The following is a 24,154-nucleotide window of genomic DNA, read 5'->3' as shown; positions in this document are numbered from 1 at the left end:
ATGTCTGATAAACAAATCAAAGCCGTTACCGTTACGCTAAACCCTGCTCTCGACCTGACAGGCGCTATCGACGCACTTAACGTGGGTTCAGTGAGCTTAGTGAACAAAGGTTCTCTTCATGCTGCGGGCAAAGGCGTAAACGTAGCAAAAGTACTTTCAGAGCTTGGCGCGAAAGTGACCGTAACAGGTTTCCTTGGTCGCAATAACGAAGAAGCATTCTGCCAACTGTTCGAACAAATGGGCGCAACTGACCGCTTTATCCGTGTCGACGGCGCAACTCGTATCAACGTGAAGTTGGTAGAGAATTCAGGCCAAGTAAGCGACATCAACTTCCCAGGTGTTCCTGTTAATTCTGATGCTATCAAAGCGTTTGAAGAAACCTTGTTAGAGCTTGCTGAAACACACGATTACTTCGTGATTGCTGGCAGCTTGCCACAAGGCATCTCCCCTGAACTTTGCGCTTCTTGGGTTCAACGCTTACACGATTTAGGTAAGAAAGTGTTATTTGATAGCAGCCGTGACGCACTTAAAGCCGGTATCAATGCACAACCTTGGTTGATTAAGCCAAACGACGAAGAGCTGTCTCAGCTGTTCAACGCAGAACTGACAACACGTGACCAATGCCAACACGCAGGCCAAGCCCTAAGTGAAAAAGGCATTGAAAACATCGTGGTATCACTTGGTGCTGAAGGTGTGATGTGGCTAAACCAAGGTGAATGGTTACATGCTCAGCCACCGCGTATGCAAGTGGTAAGCACGGTGGGCGCAGGTGACACATTAGTTGCAGGCTTATGTTGGGGTCACATGCAACAGATGCCAAAACCAGAACTCATTAAATTCGCAACCGCCCTATCTGCTCTAGCAGTATCGCAGGTAGGCGTGGGCATCACCAGCCAACAAGAGCTGGATTCAGTACTACAAAATATCCAATTACAGTCGCTTAGTGCTCCAACTAGCCAGTTAGACACAAGCAAATAGGACAAAAGGTTTATTATGAATATTACCATTATCACAGCTTGCCCTAGTGGCGTAGCAAACAGCATCATCGCCGCAGGGTTGTTAGAGCAAGCGACAAAAGCACTGGGTTGGAACGCCGCTATTGAATGTCAATCAAGCGTGCTACCTGACTCAACTGTATCGCAAGACACTATCGACAGCAGCGACGTTGTAGTTATCGCAGCTAACACCAACGTTGATAAAACGCGTTTTGTCGGCAAGAAAGTGTATCAAGCGGCTATCTCTGAATGCACTGCTGATGCAAAAGCATTTCTAGAGAAAGCGGTAGCAGGTGCAACAGTCTTAGACGCTTCGCAAATCTCTGACGAATTAGTTAAAGAAACAGTTGCTGCAACTGGCACTTCTCCAGTAACAAACAGCAAGAAGATCGTTGCGATTACCGCTTGCCCAACTGGTGTTGCACATACCTTTATGGCCGCTGAAGCGCTTGAAACAGAAGGCAAACGCTTAGGTCACCAAATTAAAGTGGAAACTCGCGGCTCTGTAGGTGCTAAAAACCAACTGACAGACCAAGAAATCGCAGACGCTGATCTTGTTATCATCGCTGCAGACATCGACGTTCCTCTTGATCGTTTTAACGGCAAAGCGCTGTACAAAACAACGACAAGTCCTGCTTTGAAGAAAACAAAGCAAGAGATGGAAAAAGCATTCGCAGAAGCTAAACCATACCAACACACAGCGTCTTCAAATTCAGCACCTACTGACGAGAAGAAAGGCGTGTACAAGCACCTAATGACAGGTGTATCGCACATGCTTCCAGTGGTTGTTGCAGGTGGTTTGATCATCGCTCTCTCTTTCGTATTCGGTATTGAAGCGTTTAAAGAAGAAGGCACATTAGCAGCAGCACTGATGACTATCGGTGGTGGTTCTGCATTCGCACTGATGATTCCTGTTCTTGCTGGTTTCATTGCATTCTCAATTGCTGACCGTCCGGGTCTGGCTCCGGGTCTAATCGGCGGTATGCTGGCTAGCTCAACGGGCGCAGGTTTCCTAGGTGGTATCGCAGCAGGTTTCATTGCCGGTTACGCAGCGAAATTCATTGCCGACAAGGTTCAACTTCCACAATCCATGGAAGCCCTCAAGCCAATCCTAATCATTCCGTTTATCGCGAGTTTGTTCACTGGTCTTGTGATGGTTTACATCGTGGGTGGCCCTGTTTCTGGCGTGATGAGCGCAATGACAACTTTCCTAAACAACATGGGAACGTCTAATGCGATTCTTCTGGGTGTGATTCTAGGCGCTATGATGTGTTTCGACCTTGGTGGCCCTGTAAACAAAGCAGCTTACACTTTCGGTGTAGGTCTACTGGCTTCGCAAACTTACGCACCAATGGCAGCAATCATGGCAGCAGGTATGGTTCCAGCTCTAGGTATGGGCCTTGCGACTTTCCTAGTGAAAGACAAGTTTGAAGCGGGCGAACGTGAAGCAGGTAAAGCATCATTCGTTCTTGGCCTATGTTTCATCTCTGAAGGTGCAATTCCATTCGCAGCGAAAGATCCAATGCGTGTTATCCCTGCTTGTATGGCAGGTGGCGCACTAACGGGCGCTCTATCAATGATGTTTGGTGCACAACTAATGGCTCCACACGGCGGCTTGTTCGTACTGCTAATTCCGGGCGCTATCTCTCCAGTTCTTATGTACCTAGTGGCGATTGCAGCAGGTACAGCGGTAACAGGTTTTGGTTACGCAGCTCTTAAAAAGATGAGCAGCGATAAAGTGACAGCAGAGGCTTAATCCCCTACTTTGTTTAACGACTAATCCCGATGAACAGAGGCTCTGATAACCAGTCCCTTGGTAAAATGGCTCCTTGAAACAAAACAAAGGCTCCTCATTTGAGGAGCCTTTTTATTATTCGTTGTCTTGGGTCGTTAAGATGGGCAACTGGAAAGAGAAGGTCACCCCTTCCACTTCGTCATCATCTATGTGGCGAACCATCTCCACCAAATAACCTTGCACATCTAACTTCAAACCTTGTTGCTCAACCGCCTTAAACAGAGCTTCTAAGGCTGTGCTGTACGCCACATCCGAAACCAGATAAACGTCGCTGCATAAGTAGTAGCCTTCAGGAATGGTCATATCGTAACGATCTTTCGCGACTTGCCAATTTCCAATTTCAGCGTCGATGTCGTCCCATTTATTGTTCATCTGTTTTATTGGTGTGGTTCCCATCAAGTGCGTCGATTTCTGACCATAGATTTCAAATACCGTGTCCCAATCAGGATCTTCCAACTTAAGCTTTTGCATGCCGCGTTCTGGATACCAAACCAGCTCGATCGGCATAGATTTAACTAGCTCTTTCTCCATCGAAGACTGCACACCTGGATGTGCCAATTTCTGGATGAAGTCTGCCGTTTCTTTAGGCGTCGCGTTGTAGCCCATTTCTCGAATATGTTTTGCAGTAACCCCAAGCTCGCGCTTAAGCGCCTTACCTAATGACTGTGACGATGAGTAGCCACAATACTGAGCAATTTCAATCACGCTCCACGGCTCATCATTGATCAACAAACCCACCGCGATTTGTAACCGAACTCGGCTTAGATACTGACCCGGAGTTTCGTTAAACAGCTCAGTAAACTGACGATGAAAATGGTAGGGCGAAATAGCGCTCTCGGTTGCGATTTCTTCCCACGAGCGACGCTCACCCCACTCTTCATGCATCAAGGTCAATGCATGCGTAAAGCGTTTTTGAAGGTGCTCTGGCAAAGATTCAATCAATGCAATCTCAGGCACCAGTTTAAAACCTTGCACCAAATGCAAAGCAGGTTTGTTCTCTTGCGTCATACAGTCTTGGATCTCAGGTACATTGGCTTAGTCTTACTGTCAGCTAGCTTCGCCGAACTGGAAGGCTTTATTGAATTGGATAGCTTGGCTTCACTATCGTCTTTGTCCTTTATAAAATCAATCACGAGCGCTCCAAAGTGAGTTCTTCTAATGAATCTTGTTCATGTGCTTCTTGTTCGATTAGATTTTCAACTGGCGGCGATTTGCGACAAAACAGACCAAGCAGCACCGGAATCAAAATCAGAGTCACCGCAGTGGCAAACAACTCACCAAACACCAAAGATACTGCTGCTGGTTTCAAGTATTGCGCCTGTTCTGCAGTTTCGCTTAGCAATGGCAACAATCCACACACCGTTGTAATGGTGGTCAAGAAAATCGCTCTCAAGCGGATAGTACCCGCAATGATTAACGCTTCCTGTAACGGCACACCTTGGCGATATTCACTATTAAAGCGTGTGATCAACACTAGCGAATCATTAATCACGATGCCTGTCATGGCCATCATGCCGAACATCGAAAGAATACTGATGGGTAAATCCATCAAGTAGTGACCAAAAATCGCACCTGCAAAGCCAAACGGTATCACGGCCATGATGATCATCGGCTGCCAATAGGACTTCAAAGGCACCGCCAACAAAATGTAGATAATGATGAGCGTTAGTATCATCGCTGATTTGAAGCCGTTCGACACCTCACCTATTTCTTCAAATTCGCCGCCCGCTTTTATCGTTACACTTGGAAACTGTAAGTGCAGAGATTCAATCGTATCTTCGAGTTGCTCACGTGTTTTCTCTGGTGATTGCAAGTCTCGGTTCTGCTTCCAATATAGGTTGATCACTTGTTCTCGGTCACGGCGGTAAACCACTTGCGGTTCTTGCTCATGACGAAACTCAGCAATATCCCCCATCATCACACTTCCGCCATTAGGTAACATGACAAGTGCCAGTTGTAGCTGAGCTAAGGTTCTGCGCTCCTCTCTTGGATATTGCAGAAGCACCTTGGTCTCTTGCCCATTTTCTAACAGGCGATGCACTTCTCTTTCGCCAAACGCTTCGCCTGCTAGCTGAGCCAGTTTCGCTTGCGTTAACCCTAGCTGCTGACCATATTGATTCAACACCAAGCGAACTTGCGGTAAACCGTCCTGACCGTCGTCGTAGACATCCGATACGCCTTTCAACGAAGCCAAAGTATCCGCTAGCTCCTCGCTAACTAAAGAAGCAAGCTCACGATCATTAGAAGAGATCGTTAAGAATGTTCCACCAGCAGGCTCCTCTGCCGCGCTAAATTTAACCGAATAAGCACCTTCGATTTGCCCTGTGTTTTCTCTCCATCGCTTCAACAATAAATTACCCGGCAATAAGCTTAAAGATTCGTTGGTGAGCTCAGCTGTGACTTCGATTTCGCCATAGCCATCAGACCAAGCAAGCAGGTTCACAACAGGCTTTTCCTGTAATGGGTAATCGTCCATCAAGCCTTTTTCTACTTGCGTTATCGCTTGCTCAACTTGCAACAAGGCTTGGCGCAGTAAAGGCAACGGCGCGCCATCTTCTAGCTCAATAACCGAGGTGATGTAACGCCCCGGAATTTCAGGAAACAGCGCACTTCGAATCGCACCGTTAGACCACATGCCATAAGCCAATGAGATAACCGCCACAAACCCAAGCAAGGACGCGACTTTGTAGCCAAGTGCAAATTCCAATACTGGCTTGTAGATGTTGAGATTAAACCACTGTAACCCGCCTTGAGCAGCATTCTGAACCTTGGCGAACAAACCCTTCGATGGCTTTTTCACGGAAAGCTGAGCCAAGTGTGACGGCAAAATAAATTTACTTTCGATAAGCGAGAATATCAGCGCAAAGATCACAACTGCTGAAAACCCAGCCAACACTTTAGCTAGCTCATTGTTAATCCAGAGCATTGGAGAAAACGCTGCGATGGTTGTCAGCACACCAAATACAGTTGCCACCGACACAGAATGCACGCCCTGCCAAGCGGCTATCTTTCCGTTTATATCAGAGGGGCCGTTTACCTTTGAGAAACCATTTATGCTTAGATTCCCGGATCTACTGCCGTTCCCCGTCCGTTTTTCATGTATTGCTTCACCTACAACAACCGCATCGTCCACCAGCACACCGAGTACCAAAATAAAACCAAACAAGGTGATATCGTTGATGCTGTAGTTGAACAACTGCATTGCTGCCAAGGTTCCAGTCAGCGCAATTGGAATACCCATTGCAACCCAAAACGCGAGCCTAATTTCAAGAAAGATCCCAAGTAGAACTACGACGATCAATAAGCCTTGCCATGCATTATCACTCAAACGAAATAGCTGCTCTTCAATGTAAGGCGCCATGTCAGCCATGGTATTCAACTCAATATCCGACGGCAAAATCGCGCGTTGGGCATCGAGCGTTTCACTAATCGCTTTGCTGACTTTGAGCAGGTTGTCGGTTTGGCTCGTACTGACCAATAATGCAATGGCGTTAGAGCCGTTGTTACGCACGATAGAGCCACTGTATTGGTAACCACGACTTAACTTGGCGATATCACCCAGCAGTATTTTCCCGTTGCTTCCTGAAATCACAACAAGCTGATTCAACTTCTGTAAATCATCGGCGTATCCGTCACCACGAATCACCATTCGGCCTTTGTCACTAATCAGTTCACCGCTACGAGTCTCAAGCGAACGCTGCTCAACGAGCTCTGCGAGATCTTCTAAGCTCAACCCCAACGCTTTCAGTTGGTCAGGATCTGGCTCGATAACCAATTGAGATGTGCGAGTTCCCCAATTTGATACCTTCGAGATACGCGGATTCTTCTTCAGCGCTTGTTCAAGTTGCTTGGCGATCGGTTGCAGCTCGTCATCGGTTCTTGGCCCCGACACCACCACAAACGCCGCTAAATTGGTAAATTCGTTTCGCACAACTTGTGGCCTGTCCGCTTGTACGGGAAAACCATTAATCGCGTTGACTTGATTACGAATGTCGTCCAGAAGCTTGTCTAAATCAGTGCTACTGGTTTTACGGACCATGACCTGAGAAACCCCAGCACTCGACTGACTGGTGATCTGTTTGATGCCTGCAATACCGCTGATTGACTCTTCGATTCGCTGGGTAACACTCTCATCGATCTGTTGCGCCGTGCCGCCAGGGTAAGTAACGCTGATACTAATGGAAGAGGGTGCGATTTGTGGAAACGACTCAACACGCAATTGTCCGAATGCAAGCACACCACTGATCACGATCGCCATCATCAACAAATTGGCAGCAACAGGGTTATTGATAAACCATTTAGTCATCCAACTCATTGGTTCGTCTCCTGAATCTGTTCATCATCAGATTGGCTCGCGATCATCGATTCTGAACTATCATCTTGATAGAAGTTAGGCGCGACTTGCTTACCAATTAACATCGAAGAAAGTGGATATTGCACCACTCTGCGAACCTGTTCACTTTGCTGATTAAACCGAATATCGAGCACCTGATTACCTTGCCCAATCAAAGATACCGACTCTTTACGTAGACGATCATTATTGTCTAACGTCCACACATATCCGTCTCGTGTCATCGCACTTAAAGGCACGCTGACTACGTTATCCTTCAGCCCAAGATTAACCACCGCCTGGACCTGCTGATTTGGAAACAATCTTGGTTTACTTTGATAAGGTGCCTCAACCGAAAGCACGACTTGCCTTTGGCGAGTGACCGAGTCAACTTGTGGAGACACATAACGCACCTTGGCAGGCCACTGATTCCCAGAACGACTCACTACTGTGATACTCGGCTCACTCAGAGCGGCTTGGACTTGTTGCCAATGCATTTCAGAAATCGGCAACTCGATATCAATCGAATCACTGGCAGCCAATTCAAAGGTCACTTGCCCCGCCTCTATCCACTCTCTCGGGCTGATATGGCGTTTCATGATCACAGCATCAAAAGGCGCAGTAATCACTGATTCTTCCAACAACTTCTGCGCACTTAAGTAAGCCTGTTTCGCTTGTTTCAGATTAGCTTTCGCTGCAAGTAATTGAGGCTCTCTGCGAGCAAAAGACGAACTCGTTTTCGAGTTCAGCATTTTTAACGCGACCGTTTGTTCGTGCTTAGCCTGCTCCAATTCTAATTCTGCTTGTTTCAATGAGCTCAACGCCTGAGCCAAGTTCGCATCAACTGCGCTAGTATCTAACCTTGCCAACACATCGCCGTTGTTAACCAAATTCCCCGGTTCAACGCTTTCATCTAACCATTTTAATTGCGCGCTGCTAGATGCTTTCAACTGCACAGACCAACGAGCAGCGGTCACACCTAATACCGTTAACGTCGATTGATGCTGTGATGGTGTCACCTCTAACACTGAAACTGGGGAAAGGACGGCTTCTTTCTTCACTGGCTGGGTAGCTTCAGGTTCCAATTCATCTACGACAACCAACGCGATAAAGATGGCTGCGCAACCGACTAATACAGAAAGTGGCTTTTTAAATTTCATGAGGTATCTCCTTGGTAACCTGTTGAATGGAGGTGTGATTAAGGCGCTGACTGATTTCAGTGAGACGAGAAAGGGTTTGTAATGTGATTGGTAACATCACTGCGGTTTCAACAAACTCCAGTGAATAGGTAACGATAGAAAAAACTTGCCCTGCGGTAGGCTCTGTAAGCTGACTCACCATCCATAAATTGCCGATGACCGCGCCAAACAACACGATAAAAATCAGACCATAGACAACGGCTTCGGTATCAGACAACTTGATTTCACACTGTTTTAGACGCTCAAAGTGCCAACGAAGTGCAGATAAACGAACACCGCTCAGTAGTTTCACTTGCTGTTCAACTTGGTCGTTAAATTGGCCATTAAGTCGTGTAAATGTTCGGTGGAATACGCCGTAGATAACCAGCATCGATAACCCTGCAAACAACATGCAAAGCGCCAATGAGAAGTGAAACGTTGAGAGGATAACCACCGTCGCGACCAGCTGAACGATCGCCGTCATCAAAGTAGGCAAATCATCTTCTAGAAAATCAACCAGCTCACGAGACATGGTTAGCCGAGCGTCTTTGGTCGAAATAGATAAACCGCGCAGGTTACGCTCAACAAGATTGGCCAGTTTTACGCGAATAGCACCATACACGCGAGTATCGTAAAAACGACGAACGACACTGATGATCACCAGTACAAAAAGAATCAGTGCCAACATCATCAAAGGCTGAAATCTCTGATTTAGCACTCCGTCGATGGCGTAACCAATAAACAGCGGCAGCAGAATAAGCATCACGTTTTCAGCCAATACCATTAACCAAGTCGTGGCGACCTTAAATGGGTTAAGCCGAATAATCGTCAGCAGTGAGATGGGATATTTGAATAGCATTATTGAGCCCATAAATGAATATGGCGTCAGTATTACCAATCCCACATGGAAAAAAGTGTCCCAAATTGCTGTATTAACAAATTAGGCAATCGACGGATTCGCTGTTGACCACTAAAAAGCCCGCTCGGTTACCTTTTGTTTACCTCACCTCCTTTACTGTCCTTGATAAGAAAAATGAACAACAAGGAAAGAGCATGAAATTATTCGCTTCACTACTCACGACAGTCGGTATTACTGGTGTTGTTTGGGGGCTATTACATATTCAGCCAGCGATTGCAGAGGCATCGACAGAGCAGCCAATCACTGAGTCATCAACGAACAAGTCCTCAAAGAAACAGTCATCAATAAGTAAGCCGCTAACAAATAAGCCCGTAGAGGTAAAACCACAGGCGACTGCAAACACGACTTATCTGCAAGGTTTAAGTAAGACGATTCCATTAGAGGATGTTCCAGAGTTGTGGGTGGATTTCTATCAGCAACTCGACACCAATGACGAAGCAGTATCTAAACACCAGAAACAGCAACAGCAACAAGTCATCGTGATCTATCAAGACATCAGCTTAGATTTCAGCGAAGCAACAATCACGATTGGCTTCCCGACTCAGCAATCAAAATTAAATAAAAACAAACCCTTAATTAAGGTTCCAAGCAAAGCCAAGGGCACCCTTCTGCTAGGTAAAGGCGAACATACTGAACAGGAACTAGCACATGCTTGGGAAGGTATCGCGATTCTAAAAGAAGTGGATATGGTTATAGAACATCACCAGCTGAATCAGCATGGGTTGCCAGATTCTAATGAGTTATACGTCTATTATAAGAACAATCAGTAAAGGATTTAGTTATGGATTTCACTATGGATAGCATTGGGAATTTTCTCTCTCAAACATTCACAGAAACGAGCATCATCCTAACCGAAACTTGGGTAGATGATAATTTTCTGCTGCTTGCTCTGGCTCTGTTTATCTTTGAGCTTATCCGCTATGCCTTTAAGAAAAAACTCAGCTGGAATATGTTGGGAGACAGCGCTACTAACTTAGTCACTTTGTTCTTCTTGTTGGTTACCCTTTTCTTCGTAGGGTTAGCCTATGTGGGCACGTTTGTTTACGCTTACGAGAATTTCAGCCTAACTCAGCTACCGATATCTGGTTGGACAATTCTGGGTTGCTTGATCTTGGCCGATCTCGCGTACTATTGGGAGCATAGGTTCTTACACAGCAACGGTTTAGCTTGGGGAACGCACTCGGTTCACCATAGCTCGCCTTACTTTAATATCTCGGTAGCTTACCGATTTGGGCCGTTAGATTGGTTCTTCCCATTCTTCTTTTATTTGCCGTTAATCCTGCTCGGATTCAATCCGTTTGTGGTGCTGATGTGTGAAACCTTTGTGCAGCTTTATCAAACGCTATTGCACACCGAAACAGTTAAGCGTCTGCCCCGCCCTGTTGAAGCGGTGTTTAATACGCCTTCACACCACAGAGTGCATCACGCGACCAACAAGCAGTATCTTGATAAGAACTACGCTGGGATCTTTATCATTTGGGATCGTATGTTCGGCACCTTCGCCAAAGAAGAGGAAGAAGTCAGATATGGCGTATTCCCGAGAATCAACTCTGTGAACCCATTTAAGGTATATTTCCACGGCTACGTTAAACTGTGCCAACAGTTATGGCACGCGCCAACTTGGAACTACCGACTACAGCTTCTTATCCAGCCGCCTATTTGGGCTTGGAAAAGAGAACGAGAAACAAAGTAAGGACATTTATGAGCATTAACGCCCTGTTGATTGAAGACGACAGTGACTTGGCAGAAGCCATAGCAGACTATATGGAACTCGACGGTTTCGAATTCGATTTTGCTTACAATGGCAGCGCAGGACTCAATCTTGCGTTAGAGGGGCGTTATGACATCATTTTAACAGACATCAACATGCCCAAAATGGACGGGCTTGATGTCTGTCAATCTCTTCGCCAACAAGGTGTCACGACACCTATCCTTATGTTAACGGCAAGGGACACGTTAGAAGACAAAATCGCCGGGTTCGAAGTGGGTTCGGATGACTATCTAGTGAAGCCTTTTGCGATGGAAGAGCTGAAAGTACGGCTGATGGCACTGATACGTCGCTCTCAAGGTTCGGTGACATCGCTGTCTGTGGCAGATCTCAAACTGGACTTAGACAAGCACCAAGCCCTTAGAGACGACAAGCTATTGAAGCTCTCGCCAGTATGTTGGCGAATGCTTGTTATGTTAGTTCGAAACAGCCCTAACGTGGTGAGCAAAGCCAAGCTTGAAGAAGCATGGGAAGACGAAATGCCAAGCTCTGACAGCGTGAAAGCGCACCTATTTAAGCTTCGACAAGTGGTTGATGCTCCCTTTGACTCAAAACTAATTCACACGGTTCATGGTATTGGTGTTGTCTTGCATGAGGAGCCATCATGAAACACGCGAACATGAATCGAGTCAGTATTAAGCGCGACATCTACCTCTATTTATTTGGCATCGTCGTGCTACTGACGGCCATCTACAGTTTGATGGTGTCACAGAGCTACCATATTGGCCTTAATGAATCGGCAAAATATGGATTCTTGTATGAACTGGAAGTCGCAGAGCAGCAATACATCGAAACAGGGCAACTGCCAGACTACCAAAACCCGACATTCCAAGCCTTTCTAAGCTATTCAGAGCTGCCTGTTAAGTTTCAACAAACCTTTGATTGGAAAGCGTTTGATAACGATGCGATTTATGAACACTACGAGCAATCACCTAACAATGATTCAGGCCAATACCTCTATGCCGCTAAACATCAAATTTCAGGTAAAGACGAAACCTTATACATCATTTCTGAGTACGATGAAGCCATCTATTTGAATCTATTCGAGCTGAACCCACCTGATTCCGTCAACCAAATTAACAATGCCTTCATTGCCATCGGCGTCCTATTACTCTTGGTGTTCTTGATCATTCGTCTTCTGATACATCGAGTTACTAAACCGATCATTACGCTATCAAAATGGTCTGAATCTCTGGATGTTGGCAACACTGAAGGGCTGACTCAGTTTCGATACAAAGAAATCGACCAGTTGGCTACGCTGCTTGTTAAGAGCGTACAAGGTGAGCGTCAGGCCAATGAGCGTGAGAGCTTTTTCTTAAGAGCAGCAAGCCACGAGTTAAGAACACCGATTGCCACGATTTCAGCCAGTGGCGATATGCTGGTTCGGTTGTCCGAAACTATCCCTAACAGCGGTCAACGAGCGGTAGCACGAATCCAACGTTCAGCCACCAACATGAAAGCCTTAGTGACGACTCTGCTATGGATGAGTCGTAATAACGAAATAGAAACCAACTATGAGCAAATCAAGCTTACTCCTCTGCTCAATAATATTATCGAAAGCCAACGTTATCTTTTAAAAAATAAAGAAGTGGACATTCAAACCAAGGTTGAGCAAGAAGAGCATACTCTGCCCCGTGAATTAACTGAGATTGTGCTCACCAACTTAATCCGAAATGCATTTCAACACGGTGGTAGTGGAGATATCAACATCACACTGACAGAACATCAGTTTGAGGTAACCAACCGTTTGGAAGATCAAAACCTAGCAAACGACTCTGAACAACAAACCTCTTTTGGTATCGGCATAGAGCTCATAGATCGCGTTTGTCAGAACCAAGGATGGCAGTTTACTCATAAAACCAACAACAATGAGTTCATCGTTAAAGTCATGCTGTAGCAATTTGCCCAAATGGTTATTTGATGGTGACCAAAAGTTTACCCTTGCTTGGTTATGCTAGTCGCACAATCTAGTTAGGAGTTATTTTATGGGCACTTGGATTTTAGAAACACTGTTATGGGCTGTGGTAACCGTGGCGGTTTGTGTCGCGATTTGGGGGCTGTACTTACCTAATATATTGATCGCATTAGGTGTGTCGGTAGCGGTATCACTGTTACTGGGGAATAGCTGGAGAAGCTAAAATTTCGGCAGCAGACAATGAGCAAAACGAGGTGCGCACCGACACACCCGACAGCACCTAAATTACTAAGCTACTAAGTTATTAAGTTACTAAGTACAAATATTAGCTACAAACTGTCGGGCGCGAATTAAATTAGCTACTTAGTGTCTCTTCAAACACACCCAGCTCACGGCCAAGCCAAATCGCACGTACTGTGTGGTCTAGCGTTTCTTCGCCGCCAGTGACCGGGTGAATAAGCACCGACATATCACCGCGCTCTTGCTCAAGCCACTCAACAATGCCCGACTCTTTGTTCGCAAAGTGAATCTCAAACATTGGCATCTTATGTGGGCCAACCAAACGCTGTATTAATGGGAAAGTCTCTAACACATCTTTACGTTCCGAGAGGATTTTCTGACGCAGTGTTTCTGCCTGCTCTGCAAAGCGCAGAGGGAAATAAATATGACCGTGGTACATGGCACCATCCTTTAGAATTATGATGTCGCGATTTTATACCTAAACCGCCTTCAATAGCTAAATCTAAATAGGTGGATTGACTTTCGAAAGGGCTAAGAACAGGGTAGGAAAACTAGAGCTTGTTGCTCGATTCAATCGAAAGCAAACTCTAGTCATGGATTACCAAATATTACTTTAAATGGCTACGGACGTAGTTTTAAAACACGGTCGATATCTTCCGCGCTGTGACGCTCGGGTACTTGTTCCCACTCTTCGCCAAATGAACGGTTCACTACTCGGCCGCGCTGAAAACCTTCACGAGCTTCAAGTTGCTTCGCCCAACGAACAACATTGGTGTAAGACTCCACTTGTAAGAACTCTGCTGCGTCGTAAATTTTTCCAAGTACTAAGTTACCGTACCAAGGCCAAATTGCGATATCTGCAATAGTCAGTTCTTCGCCCGCAACAAAAGTGTTATTCGCTAACTGTTTGTCTAACACGTCTAGCTGGCGCTTCGCTTCCATCGCAAAACGGTTAATTGGGTATTCTTGCTTTTCATCAGCGTAAGCGTAGAAGTGACCAAAACCACCACCAAGGAAAGGTGCCGAGCCTTGCGCCCAAAATAACCAGTTAATGGTTTGCGTTCTTGCCGCTCCTTCTTTCGGTAAGAAGTGACCAAATTTTTCAGCCAGATGCATCAAAATAGACGCAGATTCAAAGACATTGACATCTTCATCGCCAGATTTATCGACAAGTGCTGGTATTTTGGAATTTGGATTCACTCCAACAAAGCCAGAAGAGAACTGATCCGCTTCACCAATGTTGATCAAGTACGCATCATATTCAGCTTCTTTAACACCTAGCGCTAATAGCTCTTCCAGAAGAATAGTCACCTTCTGGCCATTAGGTGTTCCAAGAGAATACAGCTGTAAAGCATGCTCACCAACAGGAAGCTCTTTATCAAAGCGAGCGCCAGATTCAGGACTATTGATGTTTGCCCATTTGTTACCACCATCGGTATCGTTAGCCCAAACTTTTGGCGGAGTGTATTGTTCTGACATGATATTTCCTTATTAATATAGGTTCTCACAAACTGATATTAGGTCACCGGCACTGAGTTAAAACCCCTGAATACGATTTCTTTTCAAATTGTTAAGCATGGCTTATTCCAGAAAGACATAACTCCCTCTAAGAGATGGCTTACACAATAGAGGCATACTTGGTCAAACTTCACTTGATGTAGATGCTGGGTTCCAAATACAAACTAGTACAAAGCATCATTTAACAATGACATGTCTACAGGTTTCAAAAAGCTGTGATAAAATCGGCGACATTACAATAAATAGGAATTTGACAATGTCTTCAGATTACACTGGTTCTAGCGCTGCTTATGCTCGCCAAGAAAGCGGCTACCGCGAGAAAGCACTTAAATTGTTTCCTTGGGTATGCGGTAAATGCGCTCGTGAGTTTGTATATTCCAACCTACGCGAACTGACGGTTCACCACGTTGATCACGACCATACGAATAACCCACAAGATGGCAGCAACTGGGAACTTCTTTGCCTCTACTGCCATGATCACGAACACTCTAAATATACAGATCATGACCGTTATGGCGTCGATGCAAAAGCGAGTTTAGATGATCATCAATCAGCTACACACAATCCATTCGCAGATCTTGCGAAGTTGATGAAGAAATAACTTTCTACTAAAAGTTCGGGTTCGTAGCGAATGAGCGAAAAAGCAGAAAATACAAAAAGAAGAATTATTGAGGCGGCCTTTGATATTACCTTGAATGAAGGCTTTGATGCTGCAACATTTACCCGACTGTCTAAACAAGCGGTTATTTCACGTAGTGGCATCAATACACACTTCAAGCGCAAAGAAGATCTCGCTTTAGAGTTAGTATCAAAGTATGTAGAGATCATCAAACAACCGCTCAAATTTGAATCAGCAGAGGTGTTCTACCAATCTTGGACTGAGGCGTTCGACAACGATTCAAGGTTTAAGAAAGCAATCCTAACTGCGGGTCCAATAATACCTAAGCTTGATGGTGTTAAAGGCCTATTTGATTCAATACAAGGTGATGAACAAGAGGTTCAAAGTTGTGTTTACAAGTGTGTCGGCTACGCCGTAATTCACGCGTAACATTGCATTTGAGCTAGAAAAACCTAGCTAACTCCAACCTTTATGTAAAATCGTCACCCTGCTCTGCACACCAAATAGGCCACTAATTCAGTGGCCTACTTTCAAATCAATTAAATCTACATTTGTTTAAGATGATTTTGGGTAGTTGGGTCACATTGAATATCACGATATTGATCTTTAGTTTGTAGAATTTCGTCAATCGACCGTATGAAGGCATCAACGACTTCTGGATCAAAGTGGCTCCCTGATTCTGACTTTATTAATGCTATCGCTTTCTCATCACTCCATGCTTCTTTGTATGGCCTAACGGTGGTCAATGCATCAAATACGTCAGCTATTGCAATAATGCGTGCTGATAAAGGGATTTGTTCACCCATTAAATTGTAAGGATAGCCGGACCCATCCCATTTCTCATGGTGTGCTATCGATATGTCCTTAGCCATGATCAACAAAGGGCTACTATGCTCTCCGATAATCTTCGCTCCAAATATAGGATGTGCTTTCATAACGTCCCACTCTTGCGTGGTTAGTTTGCCTGGTTTATGTAATATCTTATCTGGAATCCCTATTTTCCCGATATCGTGCATCGGCGCAGCAGTGAATAAGTTTTCACACCATTGCTTTGTACAACCATAATTTACTGCGACAATTCTTGCGTAATGGCTCATTCGAACCACGTGCATCCCGGTATCATTATCTTTAAATTCAGCAGCATTACCCAACCGCTCAATCAAACTTCGATTTAACGCAATTTGTTTGCCCGTCACTTTTCTAACAATGATCAATGTAAAGCCGAGGCTCAAAATAACAAAAGCACTCATACCGGATGTAATGATAATCAAAGCCCACTGAAAGTCGTTGTGCTCAGTTAGTGCCTCATCAACATCGATCTTCGCTATAAAATTAGCCTGAAACGTACTTTGCTTACTTGCAACAGCAAACACTTTAGTTCCTTGGTAATCCGTAGTGCGCTCCATATCACTAATGTCACCATTACTCGGCGGTTGTGAAATAGGGATAATTCCGTCTTTCTTATTACCTAGACAATTCCCTTTCTTACAACGCGATATCACAATGCCCGACGTATCAACTGCGAGCATCTCTCCCGTATTTTGAAAATATTTTTTGTAATCATCAGGGAAAAACAACTCATCGGTCAGTATTTCACTCACAATTACACCAACGATTTCTCCGGATTTCTGTTTAACAATTGGAGTAGAAAAAAACAGATTGCCTTTGTAGTCTTGCTCAATGTGGTCGTAATAAGCACCTATCGAGAATATTGATGCTCGTCCCCGAAGAGCTTCTAGAAAATACGGATAGATATCCACATTGAATTCATCATAAACAACGCTATCCCCATAGTGAGTCAACACTGACCCTTTAGTATTTAATACCGCGAATGCATTGTTTCCCCCGATATGTAAGTTTTCGTACCGTTTGAAGACTTGAATTAGTCGGTTCTGATTGTTTTTTATTGATACGTTTACCTGTTCATTTCGCGTAATCATGAGCTCATCAAACATGTTGATAAACTCGTCAGTTGAAGTGATAAAGTCAAAAGTACTTTTCATCAAATTAACTTTGTTTTCAACACCTTCTTGGTAACCACGAACAACGCTATTAAGGTCACTTTTCGTTCTTTCGATTGCATAACTTCGACTAGAATCAATCAATAAATAACTCACAGCCGTTGCGATAATGACGAAAAATATGATGGAGATTAGAAATGAATAGAGAAACTTATTTGAGTTGATATCGAAGCTCGATAGCTTTGCATCAGATCTCTTTAGAGCCGCATGAAATATGCCCGATAAAAGCAAGATCACAAGTACAAAAACAGCCGCATAATATCCAATGTGGAAACGGTCATCCGTTAAAGGTTCATCATCAGAGATATAAAGATGCACTGTACCTATGACCAATCCGTCATAAACAATATCAGTGTTGGCGTAATCCGAATACAAACGTACATTTTCATCGATAGAACGGTTGAAATAGGCGCTGTTTTCGCTCTTGAAGTACGTCAATGCGCTCTTCCCGCTTACAACATCTTTTATATCGAGTGCATTGATCGATTCGTTGTGAGCAATAATCGATTCAACCGTCATCCGCAGGTTTTTTGCATCCAAATTGTATAAATGAGGAGCAACCAAATCCGATATTTTTGCAGCTATTTTTAACGGTGTGTTTCTTGCCTTTAAATGGCCATTTGAATCCTGAATTGTCGCTAAGAAAATCAAATAAAAGCTTAAGATGATCATTAAACCAATGAGCAAGTGTGTTGTTTTCAACCTGCTCATTAGGACTCTCCTAACTTTTTATACTTATCAAATAATTGTGTGATGTAACCTTGAGACCGTAGAAACTTGATTGCCTCATTAATCTTAGGAAGAGACCCCTCATTCACTTTTGTTAATCTAATTCTTAAGTCAAAATGCTTCATTGGCTTTGTGATCCCAATGAGTTGATCGTTGATCTCTTTAGCTTCTGCGATGACTAGAGGCATAAACATATAATCACAACGGTCCATTTCAATCATCTTTGTTGAATTATTTTCTGTAATACTGTCTTTGTCTGAGCTCCCAATGTTTACGTCATAAAAGCCTAAAACAGAACAAGAAGTCAGTGTTTTAAACGCACTCAACGTATTGGGTGGAGATTCAAAATGAGAACGCCGATAGATAACCACTTCAGACGTTCGATACAACGGAACACTGTACACACTATTCTCAAGCTCAAGAAGTTCGGTTCGCCATTCTTTCGCTATTCCAGGTTCAACATCCATCTTCTGGTATTTCATTAGGTGTCGAACCCGCGACTGTGGGAAAAAATGATACTTGAAGCGGATTCCCGTCATCTCTCCAATTTCATTCAAAAGATCAATATAGACACCCTTCTCAGGGGCTCCGAACTTCGGTTTGACAAAATAGGGATACCTATCTTCATTCATTAAGGCAACATTGAGTACATCAACGTCGCCATTCGCCTGTATTTGTGCGTGTACCTTTATAGAGAAAATAAAACTCATAGAGATAACGACTGCTTGCCATACTAATTTCAAGTTTTGATCTCCTGTTCATTCTCCACCACCCAACCTAGCCAAAATAAACAGCCAGATTTGATGATAAAATCAACACATCTGCAATGACCATTGTAAAGCTACCGATATTTTATAATAATATAACGCACGCCAATCAGTTTGATTAACTTAATAGTTCTTGTTGATATTTTGACAAGCCAAACAAAAACAAAACAAAAAAGGACGATGTCCGTGAAAGTGATATACATGCTCTTGATCATTTTATTTGTAGCTGTTAAAGCGCCAGCACAAACCCATTTAGATGAATCACTCGTAATGAAAATACGTTTTGAAAGTAGAGATGTAACCTACGACTACACAATGGCCGAACTAACAAAAATAGCCCCAAGGCAGCTCTCGACACCACTGCCTTGGCGAAAAGAGAAACGAACTTACCAAGGAATCTATCTGGAAGACTTGCTCAAACATCATGAATCATCTCTGAACATACGTTGTATTGAGATCGTCGCTGCAAATGGATACAAAGCGACATTTACTCCAGACAGTCTTGCCAACACACACTTTTTCTTAGCGTATCAAGACGAAGGACAACCAATATCCATTAGGCAAAAAGGGCCTATTACTGTGATCAGTGATTTAAACAACCTCAACGACCAAGCTATGCGAGATCTGTCACTTGCTTACCACCTAGTCTGGTTTGCCAATGAAATTGTTGTTTTTGAAGAGTGAGGAAAAAACCGTGAAACATGACAAAGTCAAAAGAAGCTTGGCATTAGCAATCTTCTTCACCTTATTACTGTTTGTTACGTTGAGAATCAATGAAGCACACTCTGAACATGACCGTGAAACCGTAAAATATATCGAATTGATAAAAGCTTCTTATTGGGCTTCTTGGCGATTTGGAAGAGAAGTTCATGAACTGGAAATGGAAGTGTCAGACACAATATACAATGATGTAGATTCGCCTCAAAAAATAAAAAATAGGATTGATTTCCTTATTGTTAACTATGAGTTCTTGACTACAGACGCCAACGTGTTCAAAAAATTTCAAGGTTATGCAAAGGACTCGATTGCTAATCACATTGAACAACTAGACCAACATTATAATACGCTTTTGTCGCAAGAAAATTGGCGACAACATTTACCTGAAATTTTGGGTACGGTCTCCAACATAAAGGTTCTTTATGATGACGTGGTGTTGTACGAACTCAAGGGCTATGATCTCTCTGAATTTGTGAATGCGATAAAAGATGATCGAAAAAGCCTGTTGTATGCGATATATATGGCAATTATTGGCGCTGCGATAACAATTCCCGCCATCACTTATTTAACTCGTAGCCTCAAAGTAAAATCACTTAACCTTGAAACCGACTACCTTACTGGGCTTAAAAACCGGAAATACTGCTTAACTGCACTAAAAAGACATATAGAAAAAGGTGAACCTCTTGGCTTTTGCTTTTTAGATTTAAATGGGTTTAAAGAAGTTAATGACACTTTGGGACACGATGCAGGGGATCAGCTTCTCAAAATCATTGCTAGGCGAGTGCAAAAATCGATAAAGAGTTCTGATACTTTTGCACGACTCGGAGGTGATGAGTTTGGTTTGATTATTGTTAATTTTGAGCATCATGCAGACATTGAAGTCGCACTAACTCGGATAATGGGAATGATAAGCCAACCGATTGAGCTCGAAGGAAACATAATCCAAGTTGGGTGTTCCGCAGGTATTTCCATCTACCAACAAAAACACTTTTCATCAGAAAAAGAGCTCATGTCTGCCGCTGATTCTGCGATGTACAAAGCAAAATCGGAGAAGCACAATCAACTCAACAATTATGCATTTTATCAAAGTTAAACAAGATTTTTACTTGTCTATACTCTGACTTGAGAGCAATTAAATAGTGCCAATATTTTCACTTTACATCTGCACCCAATTTCCAATCAAGGGTGGAGGTTGGTTTGTATTTTGGCAAACGGTCTTCCCTAACCGATACATAAGTAAGAACATTGGACGTAACAAATCGCCTAGTTACAACTAACCAAATCAAGAACCGGTTTAGCATCTACTGGAACACCCATTCTTGACTCATATCTTAAATAACATGAATCATTCACAAGGTTGCCATTTAGCATATTGTTAGGGAAGGTTATTTCCACGTAATAAGCATTGCTGATGTTATTGTTAGATTGTACGTCTGTCAGAACAAAATCGCCTGAACCGTCAACGTCAATACCGTCAACCAAAACGGACAACGTTTTTACATCCGCAGGGGAATATCCGTACCAAAAAGTACAATCACCACAACCAGGTATAATTGCCGCGGCCGAAGCCCCTTTAGTTATAGGATTCCCTTCTGCGTTGGCCAATAGCATTTTTCCATAAGATAAGTTGATTGCAGACTCAATAGCTCCTTTTAGCCCCTTCAATGACGCGTTTCTTGCATCACTCTGCAAATTCAAAAAACGAGGTGCAGCAGTCACTGCCAACACCCCAATGATGACTATCACTACTACAAGTTCAAGCAAGGTAAAGCCTTTGTTTTTATACATAATGATTAACCTCACACATTGTTATTGACCCTACACATAACTATTAGCCTTGTTCCTGTTAATTTTTTCAATGATATCTTTACTCTCGATTCTTTTTAATAAGTGGACCATTATCGAACTTTAACTCGACTTGAGGTCGGCTGCTTCATTTGGTCTCGAGTGGTGTATTCCTATCAATGTAGTTAGCCTCATACTTCAAATGTTCTTGAAGCACTGGTTGAGAAATACTAAGCCACATAATTTGAACTCACTCCTCGCAACATTAATTGCTTTAATATGAATCAATTCAGCCATTAAGAAACAACAAAGCGAACAAAAGAAAAACGAGTAATATCAATAGATTTTGTACTTCATTGTTGAACACTAACGACTACCCCAACTACAACTATCCAATTTAATAAGCACTGCTTTTGCACATCTCTCTAGCGCAAGCAAAAAACAAAAAAGGACAATGTCCTTTTTTGCCATAATAAACATCTGACGAGCAATTCGTCAAACACATATTATTTCAATAATGCAATTTTAGGTAAGGTACTCAAATTCTGATTTTTTGAGCTCAGACAAGATCAAAAAGAGCCTTCCGAAGAAGGCTCATTTTTAGAATTCTGTATTAGTTTTGCAATTATGCTGCCGTTTGCTTGCGAGACTCTTCTACCTGCTTAGCGCGCTTTTTGAGCGTTAATTTATCGCGGTATGCAAACCAAACGTAAGTAACAACCACTAAGAAGAACAGGTATGACAATGAGAAAATGAACGGCGATTGAATAATATCGTTCGAGATTCCCCAAGAAACCCCAACAACCGTCACTGCGATTTTCGCGAAAAAGCCACACATCAATAGCATTAAAGCTAACTGTGGGAAACGCGTGCTACGGAAAGCTAACCAATAGCAACTACCCACTGCCAATGCAGCAATATAGAAGCCAAACAAGAAAGAGTGGATATGGTCAGCTGCCGCTACACCACCAGAAATTGACATCAATAGAATTAAAAACAGTTTCATAATACTCGCCTCGCCATAAGTTGGAAACGCATCCTTTCAAATTTGGAATCTCAGTTTGCGTGCTATTTTCCCACTTTTCACGGACAACACAACCCCTCAAATCGAACAAAATGTAAGCAAAGGTGCTAACAAAAACCAACCGTAACAACTGGTTAACATTTTGTTTTTAATAGAACTCCGTTACTCCTTGTCTCATATGGATAAAGCTCCACTTTGATTTATTTTGTTACACAAAATTAACCTTAGAAAATAATTAAAATAATTCGTAACTCTGTGATATCCGCACGATATACGCACCAACTGGTAATACCTCTTTGAAAAATCCTCTTGAGAATAAGACAATAACGCTCAAAAATCACAAAATTGAAAGGTATTAAACACAAATGCCAAACCAATAAAAAACACCCCGTTAACATTAACTGTTTTATTTATCAAAAATGGAAAAAGAGATTCCAATCACATTTTTATTGGTTATAATCCGCGCTCTTTTGCGTTATCTGTTGATAAACGCAAACTAATTTTGAAGAAATAATCACAATAACCCGTCTTGGGTTAAGTGGCTCTCACTTAACTTATGACAGAACTGAGAATAAAAATGAGCAAGATTGATAAAGCATCACGTATCCTGCTAGCAGGCTTCTGTATCAACCTTTGTCTTGGCATCCTGTATGCTTGGAGTGTATTTAACAAGGCGCTAGTCACTGAAGCTGGTTGGAGTGCTGCTGAAGCATCTTCACCTTACGCTATTGCAACTATCACATTCTCTGTTTGTCTTCTTGTTGCAGGCATCCTACAAGACCGTATGGGTCCACGTAAGATCCTTATTCTAGGTACAGCGCTTACTGGCCTAGGTATGATTGCTTCTGGTTTCGCTACGACTCCTATGATGCTAAACCTAACGTTTGGTGTGATGACAGGTGCTGGTATCGGCTTCGGTTACGCATGTCTTTCTCCATCAGCAATGAAATGGTTCCATTCTTCTAAGAAAGGTATGGTTAACGGTCTAATCGCTGCAGGCTTCGGTCTTGCTGCTATTTACCTAGCACCACTAACTTCTGCGCTTATCGATAGCATGGGTATCCAAACAAGCTTTATGATTCTTGGTGTTGGTGTACTTGCAATTGCAGTACCTCTAGCGGCAACGATCAACAACCCACCAGCGGATTACACGCCAGCTGAGCCTAAAGTAAAAGAAGGCCAAGCACCTAAAGCGGTTAAGAAAACTGAAGATTTAACTTGGAAAGTAATGCTGAAGACTCCTCAGTTCTACTCTCTATGGATCATGTACGCATTTGCTGCTTCTGTTGGTCTTATGATCATCGGTAACATCACTACGATTGCTAGCGTTCAAGCGAACCTACCAAACGCGGTTTACCTAGCGTCTATCCTTGCTGTATTTAACTCAGGCGGCCGTGTTGCTGCGGGTATGCTTGCAGATAAAATAGGTGGCGTACGTACTCTACTTCTAGCGTTTATCCTTCAAGGCGCGAACATGGCTCTATTCGCTACGTTCAACTCTGAATTCACGCTAATCATTGGTACGGCTATCGCAGCTGTTGGTTACGGTACGCTTCTAGCAGTATTCCCAACACTAACTGCTGAATTCTACGGCCTGAAAAACTACGGTACTAACTACGGCGTGCTTTACACGGCATGGGGTATCGGTGGTGCTATCGGCGCAGCGGTTGTTGGTTACTCAATGACGAATGGCGAAGGTTACAGCCTAGCTTACACAATCTCTGCAGCTATGATGGCAGTGTGTATTGTTCTAGCAATCATCACGAAGCCTATCTCAGAAGCTAAAGTTTCTGAGCTAAAAGCATCTCAAGCTTAATCGTCAGAAAAGATTGAA

21 protein-coding genes and 1 pseudogene are annotated in these 24,154 nt (G+C 43.3%); 12 read left to right on the top strand and 10 right to left on the bottom strand.

The genetic code is table 11. From position 1 onward, the window contains the following. Together pfkB and fruA are read left to right on the top strand one after the other, a co-directional pair. Positions 1–978 carry a 1-phosphofructokinase gene (gene pfkB / locus BCU75_RS04750; protein ID WP_102473073.1) on the top strand — a complete coding sequence of 326 codons (978 nt, stop codon included), beginning with the start codon at positions 1–3 and terminating at the stop codon, positions 976–978. Positions 979–993: 15 nt separating this feature from the next. Next, entirely contained in the window at positions 994–2,751 is a 1,758-nt protein-coding gene (gene fruA, locus BCU75_RS04745) for a PTS fructose transporter subunit IIBC (RefSeq protein ID WP_102473072.1), read from the top strand. 114 nt (positions 2,752–2,865) lie between these two features. Here the strand turns inward: fruA and BCU75_RS04740 are convergent. The 4 genes and pseudogenes from BCU75_RS04740 to BCU75_RS04725 form a co-directional block, all read right to left on the bottom strand. Continuing rightward, positions 2,866–3,923, bottom strand: a pseudogene (locus BCU75_RS04740) (helix-turn-helix domain-containing protein). Beyond that, on the bottom strand, positions 3,920–7,105 hold the full coding sequence (locus tag BCU75_RS04735) for an efflux RND transporter permease subunit (RefSeq protein ID WP_102473070.1): 3,186 nt from the start codon (positions 7,103–7,105) through the stop codon (positions 3,920–3,922). The pseudogene BCU75_RS04740 and the gene BCU75_RS04735 overlap by 4 nt, the downstream one beginning before the upstream one ends. Next, positions 7,102–8,280 (bottom strand): efflux RND transporter periplasmic adaptor subunit, encoded by a 1,179-nt coding sequence (locus tag BCU75_RS04730; protein ID WP_102473069.1) that lies wholly within the window; start codon positions 8,278–8,280, stop codon positions 7,102–7,104. Before BCU75_RS04730 ends, BCU75_RS04735 begins: the two co-directional genes overlap by 4 nt. Further along, complete coding sequence (locus BCU75_RS04725) at positions 8,270–9,157, bottom strand: ABC transporter six-transmembrane domain-containing protein (RefSeq protein WP_102473068.1); 888 nt, start codon at positions 9,155–9,157, stop codon at positions 8,270–8,272. The genes BCU75_RS04730 and BCU75_RS04725 overlap by 11 nt, the downstream gene beginning before the upstream one ends. Before the next feature lie 194 nt (positions 9,158–9,351). On the opposite strand from BCU75_RS04725, the gene BCU75_RS04720 reads away from it, so the two are divergent. The 5 genes from BCU75_RS04720 (at position 9,352) to BCU75_RS24350 (ending at position 13,123) form a co-directional block, all read left to right on the top strand. Next, entirely contained in the window at positions 9,352–9,987 is a 636-nt protein-coding gene (locus BCU75_RS04720) for a hypothetical protein (RefSeq protein ID WP_102473067.1), read from the top strand. An 11-nt stretch (positions 9,988–9,998) separates the two neighbouring features. Continuing rightward, on the top strand, positions 9,999–10,910 hold the full coding sequence (locus tag BCU75_RS04715) for a sterol desaturase family protein (protein ID WP_102473066.1): 912 nt from the start codon (positions 9,999–10,001) through the stop codon (positions 10,908–10,910). An 8-nt stretch (positions 10,911–10,918) separates the two neighbouring features. Then, positions 10,919–11,593 (top strand): response regulator transcription factor, encoded by a 675-nt coding sequence (locus BCU75_RS04710; RefSeq protein ID WP_102473065.1) that lies wholly within the window; start codon positions 10,919–10,921, stop codon positions 11,591–11,593. Continuing rightward, a complete protein-coding gene (locus tag BCU75_RS04705; RefSeq protein ID WP_102473064.1) occupies positions 11,590–12,882 on the top strand; it encodes a sensor histidine kinase in 1,293 nt (430 codons plus the stop codon). The genes BCU75_RS04710 and BCU75_RS04705 overlap by 4 nt, the downstream gene beginning before the upstream one ends. An 88-nt stretch (positions 12,883–12,970) precedes the next feature. Further along, positions 12,971–13,123 carry a hypothetical protein gene (locus tag BCU75_RS24350; protein ID WP_009844874.1) on the top strand — a complete coding sequence of 51 codons (153 nt, stop codon included), beginning with the start codon at positions 12,971–12,973 and terminating at the stop codon, positions 13,121–13,123. Positions 13,124–13,255: 132 nt separating this feature from the next. On the opposite strand, the gene BCU75_RS04700 is transcribed toward BCU75_RS24350, so the two are convergent. Both BCU75_RS04700 and yghU read right to left on the bottom strand, forming a co-directional pair. Beyond that, positions 13,256–13,579, bottom strand: a complete 324-nt coding sequence (locus BCU75_RS04700) for a DOPA 4,5-dioxygenase family protein (protein WP_052880068.1) — start codon at positions 13,577–13,579, stop codon at positions 13,256–13,258. 182 nt (positions 13,580–13,761) lie between these two features. After that, positions 13,762–14,619: a glutathione-dependent disulfide-bond oxidoreductase gene (gene yghU / locus BCU75_RS04695; RefSeq protein WP_102473063.1), complete on the bottom strand. Its 858-nt coding sequence runs from the start codon at positions 14,617–14,619 to the stop codon at positions 13,762–13,764. Between the two features lie 295 nt (positions 14,620–14,914). Here yghU and BCU75_RS04690 point away from each other — a divergent pair, with 295 nt between their 5' ends. Continuing rightward, positions 14,915–15,259: a YajD family HNH nuclease gene (locus BCU75_RS04690; RefSeq protein ID WP_076673412.1), complete on the top strand. Its 345-nt coding sequence runs from the start codon at positions 14,915–14,917 to the stop codon at positions 15,257–15,259. 30 nt (positions 15,260–15,289) lie between these two features. Beyond that, positions 15,290–15,706: a TetR/AcrR family transcriptional regulator gene (locus BCU75_RS04685; RefSeq protein ID WP_102473062.1), complete on the top strand. Its 417-nt coding sequence runs from the start codon at positions 15,290–15,292 to the stop codon at positions 15,704–15,706. Between the two features lie 116 nt (positions 15,707–15,822). Here BCU75_RS04685 and BCU75_RS24790 read toward each other — a convergent pair whose 3' ends face one another. Beyond that, a complete protein-coding gene (locus BCU75_RS24790) occupies positions 15,823–18,009 on the bottom strand; it encodes an HD domain-containing phosphohydrolase (protein ID WP_372200629.1) in 2,187 nt (728 codons plus the stop codon). Beyond that, the gene (locus BCU75_RS04675) at positions 18,009–18,770 is read right to left on the bottom strand and encodes a substrate-binding periplasmic protein (RefSeq protein ID WP_102464953.1); all 762 of its coding nucleotides are present in this window, start codon (positions 18,768–18,770) and stop codon (positions 18,009–18,011) included. Before BCU75_RS04675 ends, BCU75_RS24790 begins: the two co-directional genes overlap by 1 nt. Before the next feature lie 225 nt (positions 18,771–18,995). Between BCU75_RS04675 and BCU75_RS04670 the strand changes: the two genes are divergently transcribed. Together BCU75_RS04670 and BCU75_RS04665 are read left to right on the top strand one after the other, a co-directional pair. After that, positions 18,996–19,478: a hypothetical protein gene (locus BCU75_RS04670; protein ID WP_102473061.1), complete on the top strand. Its 483-nt coding sequence runs from the start codon at positions 18,996–18,998 to the stop codon at positions 19,476–19,478. 10 nt (positions 19,479–19,488) lie between these two features. Further along, positions 19,489–20,604, top strand: coding sequence for a GGDEF domain-containing protein (locus BCU75_RS04665; RefSeq protein WP_157933896.1), 1,116 nt, complete (start codon positions 19,489–19,491; stop codon positions 20,602–20,604). 170 nt (positions 20,605–20,774) lie between these two features. Here the strand turns inward: BCU75_RS04665 and BCU75_RS24675 are convergent, their stop codons facing one another. Together BCU75_RS24675 and BCU75_RS04655 are read right to left on the bottom strand one after the other, a co-directional pair. Further along, a complete protein-coding gene (locus tag BCU75_RS24675) occupies positions 20,775–21,299 on the bottom strand; it encodes a prepilin-type N-terminal cleavage/methylation domain-containing protein (protein ID WP_102473059.1) in 525 nt (174 codons plus the stop codon). Between the two features lie 622 nt (positions 21,300–21,921). Then, positions 21,922–22,302, bottom strand: a complete 381-nt coding sequence (locus BCU75_RS04655; protein ID WP_076673395.1) for an NADH:ubiquinone oxidoreductase — start codon at positions 22,300–22,302, stop codon at positions 21,922–21,924. Positions 22,303–22,897: 595 nt separating this feature from the next. Between BCU75_RS04655 and BCU75_RS04650 the strand changes: the two genes are divergently transcribed. Further along, positions 22,898–24,136 (top strand): L-lactate MFS transporter, encoded by a 1,239-nt coding sequence (locus tag BCU75_RS04650; RefSeq protein WP_065105442.1) that lies wholly within the window; start codon positions 22,898–22,900, stop codon positions 24,134–24,136. The last annotated feature ends 18 nt before the right edge of the window (positions 24,137–24,154 follow it).

It is taken from the genome of Vibrio splendidus (assembly GCF_002873455.1).
GTDB lineage: Bacteria > Pseudomonadota > Gammaproteobacteria > Enterobacterales > Vibrionaceae > Vibrio > Vibrio splendidus_J.
The sequence above is the reverse complement of the archived record's forward strand: the minus strand, read 5'-3'. Positions and strand labels throughout refer to the sequence as shown.

Excerpts from the sequence above, each read along its gene's own strand:
- BCU75_RS24350 (WP_009844874.1), top strand. The coding sequence starts at position 12,971 with ATGGGCACTTGGATTTTAGAAACACTGTTATGGGCTGTGGTAACCGTG.
- BCU75_RS24675 (WP_102473059.1), bottom strand. The coding sequence starts at position 21,299 with ATGTATAAAAACAAAGGCTTTACCTTGCTTGAACTTGTAGTAGTGATA.
- BCU75_RS04655 (WP_076673395.1), bottom strand. The coding sequence starts at position 22,302 with ATGAAACTGTTTTTAATTCTATTGATGTCAATTTCTGGTGGTGTAGCG.
- BCU75_RS04715 (WP_102473066.1), top strand. The coding sequence starts at position 9,999 with ATGGATTTCACTATGGATAGCATTGGGAATTTTCTCTCTCAAACATTC.
- BCU75_RS04730 (WP_102473069.1), bottom strand. The coding sequence starts at position 8,280 with ATGAAATTTAAAAAGCCACTTTCTGTATTAGTCGGTTGCGCAGCCATC.
- BCU75_RS04710 (WP_102473065.1), top strand. The coding sequence starts at position 10,919 with ATGAGCATTAACGCCCTGTTGATTGAAGACGACAGTGACTTGGCAGAA.
- BCU75_RS04735 (WP_102473070.1), bottom strand. The coding sequence starts at position 7,105 with ATGAGTTGGATGACTAAATGGTTTATCAATAACCCTGTTGCTGCCAAT.
- BCU75_RS04705 (WP_102473064.1), top strand. The coding sequence starts at position 11,590 with ATGAAACACGCGAACATGAATCGAGTCAGTATTAAGCGCGACATCTAC.
- yghU (WP_102473063.1), bottom strand. The coding sequence starts at position 14,619 with ATGTCAGAACAATACACTCCGCCAAAAGTTTGGGCTAACGATACCGAT.
- BCU75_RS04690 (WP_076673412.1), top strand. The coding sequence starts at position 14,915 with ATGTCTTCAGATTACACTGGTTCTAGCGCTGCTTATGCTCGCCAAGAA.
- BCU75_RS04720 (WP_102473067.1), top strand. The coding sequence starts at position 9,352 with ATGAAATTATTCGCTTCACTACTCACGACAGTCGGTATTACTGGTGTT.
- BCU75_RS04650 (WP_065105442.1), top strand. The coding sequence starts at position 22,898 with ATGAGCAAGATTGATAAAGCATCACGTATCCTGCTAGCAGGCTTCTGT.
- fruA (WP_102473072.1), top strand. The coding sequence starts at position 994 with ATGAATATTACCATTATCACAGCTTGCCCTAGTGGCGTAGCAAACAGC.
- BCU75_RS04670 (WP_102473061.1), top strand. The coding sequence starts at position 18,996 with ATGCTCTTGATCATTTTATTTGTAGCTGTTAAAGCGCCAGCACAAACC.
- BCU75_RS04725 (WP_102473068.1), bottom strand. The coding sequence starts at position 9,157 with ATGCTATTCAAATATCCCATCTCACTGCTGACGATTATTCGGCTTAAC.
- pfkB (WP_102473073.1), top strand. The coding sequence starts at position 1 with ATGTCTGATAAACAAATCAAAGCCGTTACCGTTACGCTAAACCCTGCT.
- BCU75_RS04700 (WP_052880068.1), bottom strand. The coding sequence starts at position 13,579 with ATGTACCACGGTCATATTTATTTCCCTCTGCGCTTTGCAGAGCAGGCA.
- BCU75_RS04685 (WP_102473062.1), top strand. The coding sequence starts at position 15,290 with ATGAGCGAAAAAGCAGAAAATACAAAAAGAAGAATTATTGAGGCGGCC.
- BCU75_RS24790 (WP_372200629.1), bottom strand. The coding sequence starts at position 18,009 with ATGAGCAGGTTGAAAACAACACACTTGCTCATTGGTTTAATGATCATC.